At 74.5% G+C, this 12,826-nt stretch carries 17 protein-coding genes and 1 tRNA gene; 7 read left to right on the plus strand and 11 right to left on the minus strand.

Translation table 11 applies throughout. From position 1 onward, the window contains the following. Positions 1-17 precede the first annotated feature (17 nt). The 6 genes from GCU56_RS07435 to GCU56_RS07460 form a co-directional block, all read right to left on the minus strand. Positions 18-839, minus strand: coding sequence for a hypothetical protein (locus tag GCU56_RS07435; protein WP_163480890.1), 822 nt, complete (start codon positions 837-839; stop codon positions 18-20). A 64-nt stretch (positions 840-903) separates the two neighbouring features. Continuing rightward, positions 904-1,713: a DNA-formamidopyrimidine glycosylase family protein gene (locus GCU56_RS07440; RefSeq protein ID WP_163480891.1), complete on the minus strand. Its 810-nt coding sequence runs from the start codon at positions 1,711-1,713 to the stop codon at positions 904-906. Next, on the minus strand, positions 1,706-3,070 hold the full coding sequence (locus GCU56_RS07445; protein ID WP_163480892.1) for an FAD-binding domain-containing protein: 1,365 nt from the start codon (positions 3,068-3,070) through the stop codon (positions 1,706-1,708). The genes GCU56_RS07440 and GCU56_RS07445 overlap by 8 nt, the downstream gene beginning before the upstream one ends. A gap of 37 nt (positions 3,071-3,107) precedes the next feature. After that, a complete protein-coding gene (locus tag GCU56_RS07450; protein ID WP_163480893.1) occupies positions 3,108-3,428 on the minus strand; it encodes a GNAT family N-acetyltransferase in 321 nt (106 codons plus the stop codon). Positions 3,429-3,560: 132 nt separating this feature from the next. Further along, positions 3,561-3,857, minus strand: a complete 297-nt coding sequence (locus tag GCU56_RS07455; protein ID WP_163480894.1) for a hypothetical protein — start codon at positions 3,855-3,857, stop codon at positions 3,561-3,563. Between the two features lie 45 nt (positions 3,858-3,902). After that, positions 3,903-5,126: an Nramp family divalent metal transporter gene (locus GCU56_RS07460; RefSeq protein ID WP_345771704.1), complete on the minus strand. Its 1,224-nt coding sequence runs from the start codon at positions 5,124-5,126 to the stop codon at positions 3,903-3,905. Positions 5,127-5,433: 307 nt separating this feature from the next. Here GCU56_RS07460 and GCU56_RS07465 point away from each other — a divergent pair, with 307 nt between their 5' ends. Further along, entirely contained in the window at positions 5,434-6,339 is a 906-nt protein-coding gene (locus tag GCU56_RS07465; protein WP_163480895.1) for an excalibur calcium-binding domain-containing protein, read from the plus strand. Positions 6,340-6,420: 81 nt separating this feature from the next. Then, positions 6,421-6,864 carry a VOC family protein gene (locus GCU56_RS07470; RefSeq protein WP_163480896.1) on the plus strand — a complete coding sequence of 148 codons (444 nt, stop codon included), beginning with the start codon at positions 6,421-6,423 and terminating at the stop codon, positions 6,862-6,864. Between the two features lie 71 nt (positions 6,865-6,935). Here the strand turns inward: GCU56_RS07470 and GCU56_RS07475 are convergent. Then, positions 6,936-7,008 (minus strand) — tRNA-Arg (locus GCU56_RS07475). 95 nt (positions 7,009-7,103) lie between these two features. On the opposite strand from GCU56_RS07475, the gene GCU56_RS07480 reads away from it, so the two are divergent. Continuing rightward, complete coding sequence (locus GCU56_RS07480) at positions 7,104-7,475, plus strand: hypothetical protein (protein WP_163480897.1); 372 nt, start codon at positions 7,104-7,106, stop codon at positions 7,473-7,475. Here GCU56_RS07480 and GCU56_RS07485 read toward each other — a convergent pair. Continuing rightward, the gene (locus tag GCU56_RS07485; protein ID WP_204331646.1) at positions 7,431-8,267 is read right to left on the minus strand and encodes an alpha/beta fold hydrolase; all 837 of its coding nucleotides are present in this window, start codon (positions 8,265-8,267) and stop codon (positions 7,431-7,433) included. The genes GCU56_RS07480 and GCU56_RS07485 overlap by 45 nt on opposite strands. Positions 8,268-8,464: 197 nt before the next feature. Here GCU56_RS07485 and GCU56_RS07490 point away from each other — a divergent pair, with 197 nt between their 5' ends. The 4 genes from GCU56_RS07490 (at position 8,465) to GCU56_RS07505 (ending at position 11,126) form a co-directional block, all read left to right on the plus strand. Continuing rightward, the gene (locus GCU56_RS07490; protein ID WP_163480898.1) at positions 8,465-8,911 is read left to right on the plus strand and encodes an SRPBCC family protein; all 447 of its coding nucleotides are present in this window, start codon (positions 8,465-8,467) and stop codon (positions 8,909-8,911) included. 32 nt (positions 8,912-8,943) lie between these two features. Beyond that, positions 8,944-9,816: an NAD-dependent protein deacetylase gene (locus tag GCU56_RS07495; protein WP_163480899.1), complete on the plus strand. Its 873-nt coding sequence runs from the start codon at positions 8,944-8,946 to the stop codon at positions 9,814-9,816. Next, a complete protein-coding gene (locus GCU56_RS07500) occupies positions 9,813-10,118 on the plus strand; it encodes a biopolymer transporter Tol (protein ID WP_163480900.1) in 306 nt (101 codons plus the stop codon). The genes GCU56_RS07495 and GCU56_RS07500 overlap by 4 nt, the downstream gene beginning before the upstream one ends. Before the next feature lie 99 nt (positions 10,119-10,217). Next, the gene (locus GCU56_RS07505; RefSeq protein WP_163480901.1) at positions 10,218-11,126 is read left to right on the plus strand and encodes an MSMEG_6728 family protein; all 909 of its coding nucleotides are present in this window, start codon (positions 10,218-10,220) and stop codon (positions 11,124-11,126) included. Here GCU56_RS07505 and GCU56_RS07510 read toward each other — a convergent pair. Genes GCU56_RS07510 through GCU56_RS07520 form a run of 3 tightly spaced genes read right to left on the minus strand, consistent with a single transcriptional unit; the run spans position 11,104 to position 12,823 of the window. Then, a complete protein-coding gene (locus GCU56_RS07510; protein ID WP_163480902.1) occupies positions 11,104-11,979 on the minus strand; it encodes a phosphotransferase in 876 nt (291 codons plus the stop codon). The two genes, GCU56_RS07505 and GCU56_RS07510, sit on opposite strands and share 23 nt — an antisense overlap. Then, positions 11,976-12,395 carry a hotdog domain-containing protein gene (locus tag GCU56_RS07515; protein ID WP_163480903.1) on the minus strand — a complete coding sequence of 140 codons (420 nt, stop codon included), beginning with the start codon at positions 12,393-12,395 and terminating at the stop codon, positions 11,976-11,978. Before GCU56_RS07515 ends, GCU56_RS07510 begins: the two co-directional genes overlap by 4 nt. Further along, positions 12,392-12,823: a VOC family protein gene (locus GCU56_RS07520; protein WP_345771706.1), complete on the minus strand. Its 432-nt coding sequence runs from the start codon at positions 12,821-12,823 to the stop codon at positions 12,392-12,394. The genes GCU56_RS07515 and GCU56_RS07520 overlap by 4 nt, the downstream gene beginning before the upstream one ends. Positions 12,824-12,826: the final 3 nt, after the last annotated feature.

Consider the following 12,826-nt stretch of genomic DNA (forward strand, 5'->3'; position numbering starts at 1 on the left):
GTGCGGGCGTGGCTTGATCAGCGGCAGGCGTGGTCGTGGTCCAGCCCGTCCTCCACGTACTGGGTGAGGACCACCTCCCCGCCCTCGACCAGCGGCGGCCGGTCGCAGGCGGCCTCCGCTCCGCTGCGGGTGAGCGAGCCGGCCAGCCAGCTGTCCAGGTCGTACAGCGGGCTCCCGGCCGGGACGTCCCCGACGATGCGGCCCCACTGGTAGCCGGTCGAGTAGAGCCCGACCACGGCACCGCGATCGGTCAGGTAGTCGGCCATGCCCTCGAGGGTCGCCCGGTTGCGGGCGCGGCCGGCGTCGGACCCGGTCTGCCAGGTGTTCATCGTCTCGACGTCGAGCCACCAGACGTGCGCCGCCGGGTCGGGGTCCACGTCGGCGTCCTCCGCGGCGAGGGCGAAGAACGCCTCCACGGTCACGTAGGCCCGCAGCCTCCCGTACTGCCATGAGCAGGCCAGGCTGTTGTCGCCCTCGCAGGCGCCGTACGGGGTGTCACCGGACAGCGGCCAGGTGCGCACCAGCTCGATGAGCTCGCCCGGGTTGGCGGTGTTGACGTAGAGCTGCAGCCGCGGCTGCCCCGGGACGGCGCCGGTCGCCCCAGCTGCCCACACGAGCTGCTCGGCCAGGCAGGGGTTGGGCCGGGTGGCCAGCCCGCCGTTGACGCCGACGATGCCGAACGCGTGCCCCTCGGGCAGGTCGGTGTCGCACTGGGGGTGGGAGACGTCGTAGCCGATCCCGTCGCCGTCCTCCTCCGCGGCCGCGGCGGCTGGCAGGCCCAGGACCAGGGCGGCGCAGGCGAGCGCTGCGACCACCAGGGTGCGCAGCGGACTCGACATCCAGTCACGATAGCCACGCCGCCGAGGCAGGTCACCCACCCGCGCGGCGCTTCCGCTGTTCGGGTCAGACCGCCTGGCACACCGGGCACCAGTGCAGGTTGCGGCCGACCATCACCTCCGTGCGCACCTCGGTGCCGCAGATCCGGCAGGGCAGCCCGGTGCGGCGGTACACGTAGTGCGCGTCGTCGCGGAGCACGGCGCCGCGGCGGCGGTGGCGGTCCTCCGGCCGGGTGGTCACGATCCGCCCCATCCGGACGCCGGCCCGCATGAGCACGACCAGGTCCGCCCACATCCGCGCCCACAGGTCGGCGTCGACCTGGCGGCCCGGACGGAACGGCGAGACGCGGTGACGGAACAGCAGTTCGGCCCGGTAGACGTTGCCGACGCCGGCGAGCACCGACTGGTCCATGAGCAGCGCGCCGACGGCGGTACGGCTGGCGGCGATGCGCCGGTGGGCGGCGGTGCCGTCGGTCCGCGGACGCAGCGGGTCGGGGCCCAGCCGGTCGAGGATCCGGTCGACCTCCGGCGTGGTGAGCACCTCGCACGCCGTCGCGCCGCGCAGGTCGGTCCAGACGCCGCCGCCGTCGGGTCCGTCGCCCTCCCAGCGCATCCGCAACGCCCCCCGCGGCGGCGGCGGGGTGCCGGCGCCCGACGTGTAGCTGCCGTACAGGCCCAGGTGCACGTGCAGGGTGTCGGCGCCGAAGCAGGCGAACAGGTGCTTGCCGTAGGAGGTCACCTCGTCGAGCACCCGGCCGTCGAGCAGCGCTGCACCCGCGGCGAACCGGCCCTGCGGGCTGGTCACGTGCACCGGGCGGCCGGCGAAGGCCGACGACTGGTCGCGGGCCAGCCGGAACAGGGTGTGCCCCTCAGGCACGGCGCACCGCCTCGTAGCGGTCGAGGGCGACCCTCCGTTCCTCGGCGTGGTCGACGATCGGCAGGGGATACCCCTCGGGCGTCCCGCCCGGGGCCAGCCACGGCTCGTGCACGAACCGGGTGGGGACGTCGCGCAGCTCGGGCACCCAGCGGCGCACGTACTCGCCGTCGGGGTCGAACTCCTTGCCCTGCCGGGTCGGGTTGAAGACCCGGTGGTAGGGCGAGGCGTCGGTGCCGGTGCCGGCGACCCACTGCCAGCCGTGGTTGTTGCTGGCCAGGTCGCCGTCGACGAGGTGGGCGAGGAAGTGCCGGGCGCCGCGCCACCAGTCCACGTGCAGGTCCTTCACCAGGAAGGAGGCGACGATCATCCGGACGCGGTTGTGCACCCAGGCCTCGCCGAGCAGCTGGCGCATCCCGGCGTCGACGATCGGGTACCCGGTCCGGCCGGTCGCCCAGGCGGTGAAGCGCTCGTCGGCGTCCGGGCCGGCGTCGTAGGTCATGGCCCGCATCCGCAGGTCCAGCGACTCCTTGTGCGTCTCCGGCCGGTGCCAGAGGACGTCGGCGTAGAAGTCGCGCCAGGCCAGCTCGTTGACGTAGGTCGCAGCGGCCTCACCCTCGACCCCGTCCAGGTCGGCCAGCAGCGTGCGCGGGTGCACACAGCCGTACTTGAGGTAGGCCGACAGCCGGCTGGTGCCGTCGGTGCCCGGGATGTTCCGGGTGTCGCGGTAGCCGGCCAGTCGCTCGTCGCGGAAACGCCGCCACGCCGCCCCGGCGGCGTCCTCGCCGGCCGGGGGCAGCCGGACGCCGTCCAGCCCGGGAGCCGGCGGCGGGGGGTCGGAGCGGACGCCGGGCAGCCACGGGACGCCCCGCGGGCGCGGTGCCGGGGCGCGCCAGCCGTGCGCCCGCCACGCGCGGGCGAAGGGGGAGAACACCCGGAACGGCGTCCCGTCGTCCTTGGTGACCCGGCCGGGCGTGACCGCGTACGGCGACCCCGTGCGCTCCAACGGGACGTCGCCGAGCGCGCGCTCGACCGCGGCGTCGCGCTGCCGGCCGTAGGGGCCGGCGTCGGCGGAGACGTGCACGCCGGCGGCGCCGACCTCGCGGGCCAGCGCGGGGATCTCCCGGACCGGGTCCCCGGACCGGAGCACCAGCGCGCCGTCGACCTGGGCGCCCAGGTCGGCCAGGCAGCCCAGCAGGAACTGCCGGCGGGGGGCGCCGGCGGGACCCCACAGCCGCGGGTCGACCACGAACACGGGGAGGACGGCGCCGTCGGCGCCGGCCGCGTCGATCGCGGCCAGCAGTGCCGGGTGGTCGGCGAGCCTCAGGTCACGTCGGAACCACAGCAGCGCGACGGGCACCCGCGCCAGGGTAGGCAGCGCGGGGCCGGCGTGCAGGTCAGCGGTCGGCGGTCTCCAGGCCGAAGTGCGGCCGGTCCTGCTCGGCCACGAGGTCGACGGTCTCGGGGTGCTGCTGGATGTAGTGCCGGATGAAGGAGCAGTAGGGCAGCACGTGGAGGCCCCGCTCGCGGGCGGCGGCGAGGACGCCGGCGACCAGGATCTTGCCGATCCCGCGGCCACCGACGGAGGGGTCGACCTCGGTGTGCGGCAGCGTCATGGTGCCGTTCTCGATGTGGTAGCTGGCCAGGCCGACCACCCGGTCGTCGAGCCGGACCTCGAACCGTCCCCGATCCGGGACGTCGACCACGCTCGTCTCCATGCTGGCGCTCCACCTCCGCTCGCCCCGGCGCCGTTGCCGGAGTTCGACATGCGTACTGGAACCGTAACGCCTTGAAGCCCCCGGGTGTTTCGCCTCGCCGGGTGACAGCAGGTCAGCGAGCGTGTCGGTCGGTCACGGTCGAGGGTTGGTCCGCGTCCAGCCGCGCTCGTCCCGGCGGGCTCCGAGAGCGGCCCGGCAGCGCCGGCAGACGGCCTGCACGCCCTCCGCGTGCCGGCCGGACTCCGGCTGGACGTCGGCCCAGCTGACGTGCGGGAAGCGACCCAGGCCGGACTTGCTCAGCGCCAACCCGCAGACCGTCTCGTTGCGCCCGCGTTCCCAGGCGTGGACCTCGCCGGCGGGGTAGCGGATCCCGTCGTCGGGGTCGACCCACCGGTCCGCGGCCGCGACCGCCGCGTTGCGCAGTGCCATGCCCACCCCGTACCCCGGCACGGGCCCCCACCCGCGGGGAACGGCTCAGAAGAGCAGCAGGAGGAGGAGCACCGCGTTGAGGGCCAGGATCACGACGGTGACCAGGACGGCGACCACGGTCGTCCCGCGCCGGTTGACCAACTCGCCCATGACGTCGCGTCGCCGGGTCAGCAGCAACAGCGGCACCAGCGCGAAGGGGATCCCGAAGGAGAGCACCACCTGCGAGATCACCAGGGCCTGGGTCGGGTCGACCCCGAGCGCCAGGACCACCAGCGCGGGCGCCATGGTGAGTGCCCGGCGGAGGAACAGCGGGATCCGTCGCCGCAGGAAGCCGTGCATGATCACCTGGCCGGCGTAGGTGCCGACGCTGGACGAGGCGAAGCCCGACAGGAGCAGGGCGAGCGCGAACAGCAGCGAGGCGGTGCTGAAGGCACCGAACCCCTCGAACGCACCCTCGAGCGAGTTGTCGCCGAGTGACGTGCCGGCGAACAGGGCGGCCGCGACCAGCAGCATCGCGACGTTCACCAGCCCGGCCAGGCTCATCGCCGTCGTGACGTCGATCCGCTGGGCCCGCAGCGCCTTCCGCTTCTCCGGCAGCGTCCGGGCGTCGGTGGTCTCGGTCACCAGCGCCGAGTGCAGGTAGATGGCGTGTGGCATGACCGTGGCGCCGAGGATCCCGGCCGCCAGCACGAGGCTGCCGGTGTCGTCCAGGCGGGGGACCAGCCCGCCGGCGGCGTCCGACCCGTCGATCTCCGCGCTGAGCAGGAGCAGCAGGAACGCGAAGACGATCAAGCCGAGGTACGTGGTCACCGCGCGGATGAAGCGCCGGTCACCAGGGGCCTGCAGGGCGAGCAGCACGAAGGCCCACGCGCCGGTGATCAGCCCGCCGACGAACAGGTCCACCCCGAAGAGCAGGTGCAGCGCGATCGCGCCGCCGACGATCTCGGCCAGGTCGGTCGCCATCGCCACCAGCTCGGCCTGCCCCCAGAGCCCCAGCACGACCCGGCGCGGGTACTCCCTGCGGCAGTTCTGCGGCAGGGACAGCCCGGTGGCCAGCCCCAGCTTGGCCGACAGGCCCTGCACGAACATCGCCATGACGTTGGCCAGGACGATCACCCAGAGCAGCAGGTAGCCGTAGTCGGCACCCGCGCTGAAGTTCGTGGCGAAGTTGCCCGGGTCGACGTAGGCGATCGCGGCGACGAACGCCGGACCCACCAGCGCGAGCCTGCGCCGGGGCATGCCCCGCACCGCCGGTTCCTGCTCCAGCACGATCAACCCTCCGTGGGGCCAGGTGTCCGGGTGCGATCGTCGTCCATGGTGCGCAACACCACGGGAGGCGACCAGTCCCCAAAGCGAGGGAACGAGGGAGGCGGGACGGCCTCACGTGGCTCCTCGTCCCCAGCCATCGCCCGGCCGTCGTCCCACAGGGAGGCGACCGGGTCGGTCTCAGCACTGCGCTGACTGCCATCACGACGACTGGTGACGCGGATCACGTGGTGTGCCACAGTGCCTCCCGCTGACACCCGAACGCAAGGGTCTCGGAACGGGAGGGGACGCGATGGAGCGAGCAGGACGGATGGCTGTCGCCGTGGTGGCAGCTGCGATGGTCGTGCTGGTGACCGGTGGCGTGGCCGCCGCCAAGGGCGGCACGATCGGCGGTACCGGGTCGCAGTACCTCCTCAACGACGCCTTCACCGGCGACGCCACGCGGGTGCTGGTCTACGGCGACCCGGAGGACGAGGTCTACTGGGCGGATTGGGACGGCGACGGCGTCGACACCCCGACGGTGCGTCGCGGCAACAGCTTCTTCGTCAAGAACGACCTCGGCAGCGGTGTGGCGGACACCGTCTTCCTCTACGGCGACCCGGGCGACGTGGTGCTGGCCGGCGACTGGGACGGCGACGGTGACGACACCCTCGCCGTGCGACGCGGCAACACCTACCACGTGAAGAACAGCATCAGCACCGGCGTCGCCGACGCGGTCATCGCGTACGGGGACCCCGGGGACGCGGTCCTGGTCGGTGACTGGGACGGCGACGACACGGACACCCTCGCGGTGCGCCGGGGGAACAGCTACTTCGTCAAGAACTCGATCAGCACCGGCGTCGCCGACGCCGTCTTCGTCTACGGCGACCCGGGCGACGTCGTCCTGGTGGGGCACTGGGCGATCAGCCTCGGGGCAGACAGCCTCATGGTGCGCCGCGGCAACACCTACTACGTGCGCAACTCCCTGACCTCCGGTGTCGCCGACAACGTGTTCCAGTACGGCAACCCGTCCGACACCGCCTTCGTCGGGGACTGGGACGGCAACGGGGTCGACACCATGGGCGTGCGCCGGCCGATCGACCCCGGCGACGAGCTCGATTGCGGCGACTTCGCCAACCAGGCCGCAGCCCAGGCCTACTTCACCTACCACCTCCCCTACTACGGCGACGTCGCTCGCCTGGACGCCGACGGCGACCTCATCGCCTGCGAGACGTGAGGGGGGTGGATCGCCGGCCGGTGACCGGGGTCGGCACGTCGGACGGCTGACCGGCGGGACCAGCACGAGAGGATCGAACCCATGGCACACGTCCGACGCTTCGACCACGTCGGCATCACGGTCGCCGACCTCGACACGGTGACGGCGTTCTTCGTCGGGCTGGGTCTCGAGGTCGAGGGCACGCGCATGTCGGTCGAGGGTGAGTTCCTGGACACCGTCATCGGCATCCCCGGCTCGCGCACGGAGATCGTGATGCTGCGGCCGCCCGACGGAGGTACCCGGCTGGAGCTGTCGAGCTTCGTCCGGCCCGACCCCGAGCCGGGATCGCCCGCCGCGATGGCCAACGAACTGGGGCTCCGCAACGTGGCCTTCGAGGTCGAGGACCTCCAGGCGGCCGTCGACCGGCTGGCCGCGGACGGCTACGGCCTGGTCGGCGGCATCGGACAGTACGAGCACGTCTGGCGCATGGCCTACGTGCGCGGACCGGAGGGGATCATCGTGTCCCTGGCCGAGCGGATCGGCTGACGGGGCCGTCGTGCGGTCGACGCGCCCGGCGCCTCGGCCGGGACGCCGACGCCGACCTCCTGACCTGCCAGTGCCCCCGGCAGGATTCGAACCTGCGACACACGGTTTAGGAAACCGATGCTCTATCCCCTGAGCTACGGGGGCTCGTCGGCGGATCGCCGACCGGGGCGTACCGGAGGAGATTACCGGGCGGTGGCGTCCGGCCCGCCGAAGTGCCCCGAGCTGACTACCGTCGGGGCATGGTCGTGCTGCTGGCCGAGCTCGCCGTCCTGGTGCTGCTGACCGGCCTGCTCCTGTACGCCCTCGGCGTCTGGACGGCCCGTCCGGTGACGGGCACCGGCGCCGGGTCACCGCGGTTGCCCGCCCGGCGGCGCGCCGAGCTGGCCGCGGCGGTGGCCCAGGCCCGCTGGGCTCCGGCCCACGACGAGGTGGACGGCGTCACCCGGGTGCTGCTGCGGCGTTGCTACACCGGGCTGGACGGGCTGCCGACGGTCCTCGAGGAACGGGTCTTCGACACCTTCCCGGCCGACGACCCGGCGTGGGAGGTGCGGTTCACCGAGGCGATGTCAGGCGCTCGCTTCCGCTGCGGGTACCTCAACGCTGAGGAGTGAGGGCGCGGCCGCCCGGCGTGCCGTCTTCTCGACGAGGCCGACGATCGTGCGCGGCCGGTCGGACTGCGGGGCGTGGCCGGCCCAGAGCAGCGGCCTGAACCGCGAGCCGGGCACCATCGGCAGGTAGCGCACCGTCTGACCCGAGGAGACCCAGTCCGCCACGCCCTGCGCGAGGGTGACCGGGCAGTCGATGCGGTCCAGGCCGCGGGGGACGTCGAGCATCAGCCCCCACAGCAGGGTGCGCCAGTAGTCGCGGGAGTCGGCGAACCCCTCGCGGGCGCCCACGGCCTCCTCCTCCGAGGTGGCCCACGGCCGGGCCTTCAGCGGGCCCAGCAGTGCAGCCCGACCCACCGCCGAGCGGGACAGCGGGTCGATCAGCGGCGCCACGGTGCGCATCCCCAGGCGCGCGAGCGCCATGCCGATGCCCTGGACGGCCCGCTCCTGCGGCACGTTGAGCCCGGACGGCGCGATGGCCACCACGGAACGGGCGCGGCCGCGGACGGCCAGCTCGAGAGCGACCCGCGCGCCGAGGGAGTTGCCGAGCACGTGCACGCCCGCCACACCCTGGGCGTCCAGGGTCAGTTCGACGGCGTCGGTGATCGCCGCGATGGTGGGCCGCTCCGTGAGGGCCGACGAGCGCCCGACGCCGGGCAGGTCCACGTCGAGCACGTCGTAGCGCTCGGCGAGGAGCTCACGGACGGCGGTGTAGTCACGCCGGGAGCTGCCGAAGCCGTGCAGCAGGAGGAGCGGCTCGCCGGAGCCGGTGCGGGTGAGGGAGAGCAGTGCGGTCACCAGACGTCGGTACCCCTGGGCGGCGTGGCCGAGACCGTGAGCCCGCCCACCCCGCCACCGTCGCGCTGGAACCGTGGACGGCGGGCGTGCCTGGGACGGGGCGGCCAGGGCGGTCAGTGGTGGCGGTCGTCCGCAGCCGTGCACCGACTGGCAGCCCTGGCGGCGGGAGCGGTGGTGAGGGACGGCAGGATGGGGTCATGGGACAGGTCGTGGCCACCGCCGAACGCGTCGTCCGGGCACCGGCGGACCAGGTGCGGTCCGCGCTCGCCGACTACACCGGGACCCGGCACCGGGTGCTGCCCGAGCAGTTCAGCGACTACCGCGTCGAGTCCGGCGGCCGGGGCGCGGGCACCCGTGTGGCCTGGCGGTTCGCGGCGACCGCCAAGCGGGTGCGCGACCAACTGGTCGAGGTGTCCGACGGCGCCGACGGTGCCCTGGTGGAGACCGACACGCGCTCTTCCATGGTGACGACCTGGTCGGTGCACCCGTCCGACGCCGGGACCAGCACCGTGCGGGTGCGCACCGCCTGGGACGGCGCCGGCGGCATCGGCGGGTTCTTCGAGCGCACCTTCGCCCCCTCGGGCCTGCGCCGGGTGTACGAGGACCTGCTGGGCCGGCTGGAGCGGGAGCTCTCCGCCTCCTGAGCCGGCGGCGCGTGCGGCGATCGCGAGGGACGATGGCTCGCGTGACCGCCGTGCCCACCGCCGCCGCACCGTCCTCCGTGGCGCCCGGCCTCGACGCCCTCACGGACCTGGTGGGGGACGGCGACGTCGTCGTCCTCTCCGGAGCCGGACTGTCCACCGACTCCGGCATCCCCGACTACCGGGGTGCGACCGGCAGCCTGCGCCGGCACACTCCCATGACCTACCAGACCTTCCTGCGCGACCCCCGGGGGCGGCACCGGTACTGGGCGCGCAGCTTCGTCGGCTGGCGGCAGATCCGCGCGGCGCGACCGAACGCCGGTCACCGGGCCGTGGCCGAGCTGCAGCAGGCCGGCCTGGTGACCGGGGTGGTCACGCAGAACGTCGACGGGCTGCACCAGGCTGCCGGGGCGCGCGACGTCGTCGAGCTGCACGGCGGTCTCGATCGCACGGTCTGCCTGGCCTGCGGGGACGTGGCCGACCGGGCCGGGCTCGACGAGCGGCTGCGGGTGGCCAACCCGGACTTCGGTCCGCACGCCGACGAGCTCAACCCCGACGGCGACGCCGAACTGCCCGACGAGGTCCTCGACGGGTTCGTCATGGTCGACTGCCTCGCCTGCGGCCGGGGCCCGCTCAAGCCCGACGTCGTCTTCTTCGGCGAGACCGTGCCGCGCGACCGGGTGGGCACCTGCTTCGAGCTGGTGGAGAGCGCCGGTGCGCTGCTGGTGCTGGGCTCGTCCCTGGCCGTGATGAGCGGGTACCGGTTCGTGCTGCGAGCAGAGAAGCTGGGCATCCCGGTCGCGCTGGTCAACCTCGGGCCGACCCGGGGTGACGCGAGGGTCGACGTCCGGGTCGACGCGCCGCTGGGGTCGGTGCTGCCCGCGCTGGCGCGGCGCCTGGCCGGATGAGTCACGAGGTCACCCGCACCGAGGACGGACGATGGCTGGTCGTGGACGGCCGCCGGTGGCGGGCGGCCGACCCGTCCCTCCCCGACGAGGTGCGCGCGCGGCTGCTGCACCACCTCGGCGTGGCCCGATCCGGCGTCCGCACCGCCGGCCGGGCCGGGGACGACGCCGCGGTCGCCGCCGCCCGCGCCCGCGTGCAGCTCGCCAAGACCGGCCTGGGAGAGCGCGGCCCGGCCTGGTGGGACCAGGACGCCGCGGTCCGACGGGCCCGCTGGGAAGCGGCGCTCGCCGAGCTCGGTGGCTGAGGGAGGAGCCCACCGCTCCGCGAGCGCGCCACGGGCTCTGCACGGAGGCGGGTCCGTCCAGCGGTTGATCCACGACCGGCACGGGCAGGAGAGCCGGCGATGCAGACCTTCCTGCCCGTCCCCGACTTCGAGGAGAGCGCCCGGCTCCTGGACTCCCCCCGCCTGGGCAAGCAGCGGGTGGAGACGCTGCAGGTCCTGCGGGCCCTGGAGCTGCCCGACTACGGCTGGGCCTCGCACCCGGTGGTCCGGATGTGGCGGGGCAGGACCCCGGCGCTGGTCGCCTACGGGCTGGCGATGGTCCGGGTCTGGCGGGCGCGCGGCTTTGCCGACAGCACGCACGCGCTCATCGCCGAGTTCGCGCCCGACGTGGTGGGTGTCGAGCAGGAGGAGCTGGCCCGCGCCGGGCTGCTGCCCTCGTGGGTGGGGGACGAGGCGCTGCACCTCTCGCACCGGTCGAACCTCCTGGCCAAGGAGCCGGACTTCTACCGGCCGCGGCTCACTCCCGTCTTCGGCGCCGAGCCCGAGGACCTGCCCTACGTCTGGCCCGAGCCCGACGACGTCCCGCCCGCGCCGCCGGCCGAGGGGCAGCGGGTGTGGGTGGTGCGGCCCCGCGCGCACACGGAGCTGGGTGCCTGCCTCGCCGCGGGCATCGTCGGTCTCGGCACGCAGTCGGGCATCGACGTCGACGCGACCGGGCTGGAACCGGCCGAGCTGCGTGCGCTGGCGAAGGAGATCTCGGGGCGGCGGCCGGCCAAGGACCTGCGCCAGCTGTCGACCTTCCTGGACGAGGTGCGCCCCGGCGACCGGGTCGGGCTGCCCATCGAGCACGGGGCCGGCCTGCTGCTGGGCGCGGTGACCGGGGACTACGCCTTCGCGGGCCGCGAGCTGCTGCCGCACCGGCGCCGGGCCCACTTCGACCGGGTCGTGCCCCGCGCGGCCGCCCGTCCGCCGGCGACTCTGCAGGACCCCCGGGCGTTGTTCTCCGTCATCCTCGACCCCGGGGCCTGACCGGCGCGAGCGCGGCGGCCAGGCGCTCGACCGCCGCGGGACGCAGCCGCGGGTGTCCGCTGGCCGCGACCATCGACCAGGCCGCCGCGTGCAGCCGGCGCAGCTCCCACCAGGGCGCCAGCTCCGCGTCCGAGGGCGCGCCGGGCAGGGCGTCGAGCGCGGCCCGCCCGTCCAGCCGGGAGGTCGACCGCAGGCAGGCGAGGTCCCAGGCGATGGGGCCGGGGCAGGCGTCCTCGAGGTCGGTCCACAGCCAGCCGCGCGGGGTGGCCAGCAGGTTGCCGGGGTGGGCGTCGCCGTGCAGCTGGGTGACCGCTCCGGCCAGCCGGGGACGCAACCGGTCCACCTGGGCGCCGAGGCGGTCGAGCTGGACGGGGTCGGCGCCCCACCGGACCCCGTGCCGGACGAAGTGGGCCAGGTCGTCCAGCGGGGTGTCCAGCGGGTCGCCGACAGGAGGGACGCCGGCCAGCCAGCCCTGGAGGTCGGCCAGCGCGGCGGCGACGTCCCGCGGGGTCGGCGCCTGCGGGAGCACGGTCACGTGCGTCCAGAAGGACAGCGCGGCGCCCTCGTGCTCGTGCGGGCCGGGCGGCAGGAGGTCGCTGGGTGGCACCACCGGCGCACCGGCTCCGGCCAGGGCGCCGGCGACCGCGACCTCGCGGCCGAGGTGGCGGGCCACGTCCGGCCGCAGCAGCGTGGTCAGCGTGGCCACCCGGGCGACGACCGGCGCCGGCGCCAGGTGGACGACGACGTTGATCCCGTCCTGCAGCACCCGCGCCTCCTCGGTCCGGACCCCGTGCGCGGCGGCGACCGCCCGGGCAGCGGCGACCGCGCGCGTCCGGCGGTCCCCGCCCGTCACGCTCCGGGCAGCGGGACGTTCTGCAACCGGACCTGCCCCCGGGCGACCGCCTTGCCGTCGTCGGTGCGGCTGAGGGTCACCAGCCACAGCTGCAGGGTGCGGCCCTGCTGGATCGGCTCGGCGAGGACGTCGATCCGCCCCGTGCTCATCGGCCGGAGGAAGTCGGTGTTGTTGTTCACCCCCACCGCGAACTGACCTCGTTCCGCGACCGCCGCGCTCGCCCCGATGCTGGCGGCGGACTCCACGACGGTGCAGTAGACCCCGCCGTGGACGACGCCCCAGGGGGTGTGCTGGTCCGGTCCGAGGTCGACGTGCCCGGTGACCCGGGAGCCGCTGATCTCGACGACCACGAAGCCCGACGCGGCGACGAAGCGGCTGGCCGCCGCGAGGTCGACGTCGGGCAGCGATCCGGTCACGCGTCCCACACCAGGCAGAACGGGTGACCCACGGGGTCGGCGTACACGCGGAAGTCCCCGCCCTCACCGGGCAGCCGGCGGGCGCCGAGGGCCAGCGCCTTGGGCTCGGCCTCCTCGACGTCGGCCACCCGGATGTCGAGGTGGAACTGCTGGGGGCGGTCGGGGTCGGGCCAGTCCGGGGGCTTCAGGTCGGGTGCCTGTTGGAAGGCCAGCCGGTACCCCTGGCCGGTGACGACGACCCACTCGTCGCCCGGCTCGCCGCGGCTGACCTCCATGCCGAGCAGCTCGGCGTAGAAGGTGGCGAGCGCGTGGGCGTCTGGGGCGTCGATGACGACGGAGTGCAGCTGGCCGATCATGGGGTCATCCTGCGTGCTCACCCCGCGGCCCACCAGCGAGATCCGGGCCGGTTGCCGCAGCGTTCCGGCCACCGG

It is taken from the genome of Geodermatophilus sabuli (genome assembly GCF_010686765.1).
Classification (GTDB): Bacteria; Actinomycetota; Actinomycetes; order Mycobacteriales; family Geodermatophilaceae; genus Geodermatophilus; species Geodermatophilus sabuli_A.

Coding starts and splice junctions, on each gene's coding strand:
- GCU56_RS07505 (WP_163480901.1), top strand. CDS start 10,218: ATGCAGACCTTCCTGCCCGTCCCCGACTTCGAGGAGAGCGCCCGGCTC.
- GCU56_RS07450 (WP_163480893.1), bottom strand. CDS start 3,428: ATGGAGACGAGCGTGGTCGACGTCCCGGATCGGGGACGGTTCGAGGTC.
- GCU56_RS07455 (WP_163480894.1), bottom strand. CDS start 3,857: ATGGCACTGCGCAACGCGGCGGTCGCGGCCGCGGACCGGTGGGTCGAC.
- GCU56_RS07490 (WP_163480898.1), top strand. CDS start 8,465: ATGGGACAGGTCGTGGCCACCGCCGAACGCGTCGTCCGGGCACCGGCG.
- GCU56_RS07470 (WP_163480896.1), top strand. CDS start 6,421: ATGGCACACGTCCGACGCTTCGACCACGTCGGCATCACGGTCGCCGAC.
- GCU56_RS07435 (WP_163480890.1), bottom strand. CDS start 839: ATGTCGAGTCCGCTGCGCACCCTGGTGGTCGCAGCGCTCGCCTGCGCC.
- GCU56_RS07480 (WP_163480897.1), top strand. CDS start 7,104: ATGGTCGTGCTGCTGGCCGAGCTCGCCGTCCTGGTGCTGCTGACCGGC.
- GCU56_RS07465 (WP_163480895.1), top strand. CDS start 5,434: ATGGCTGTCGCCGTGGTGGCAGCTGCGATGGTCGTGCTGGTGACCGGT.
- GCU56_RS07500 (WP_163480900.1), top strand. CDS start 9,813: ATGAGTCACGAGGTCACCCGCACCGAGGACGGACGATGGCTGGTCGTG.
- GCU56_RS07495 (WP_163480899.1), top strand. CDS start 8,944: ATGGCTCGCGTGACCGCCGTGCCCACCGCCGCCGCACCGTCCTCCGTG.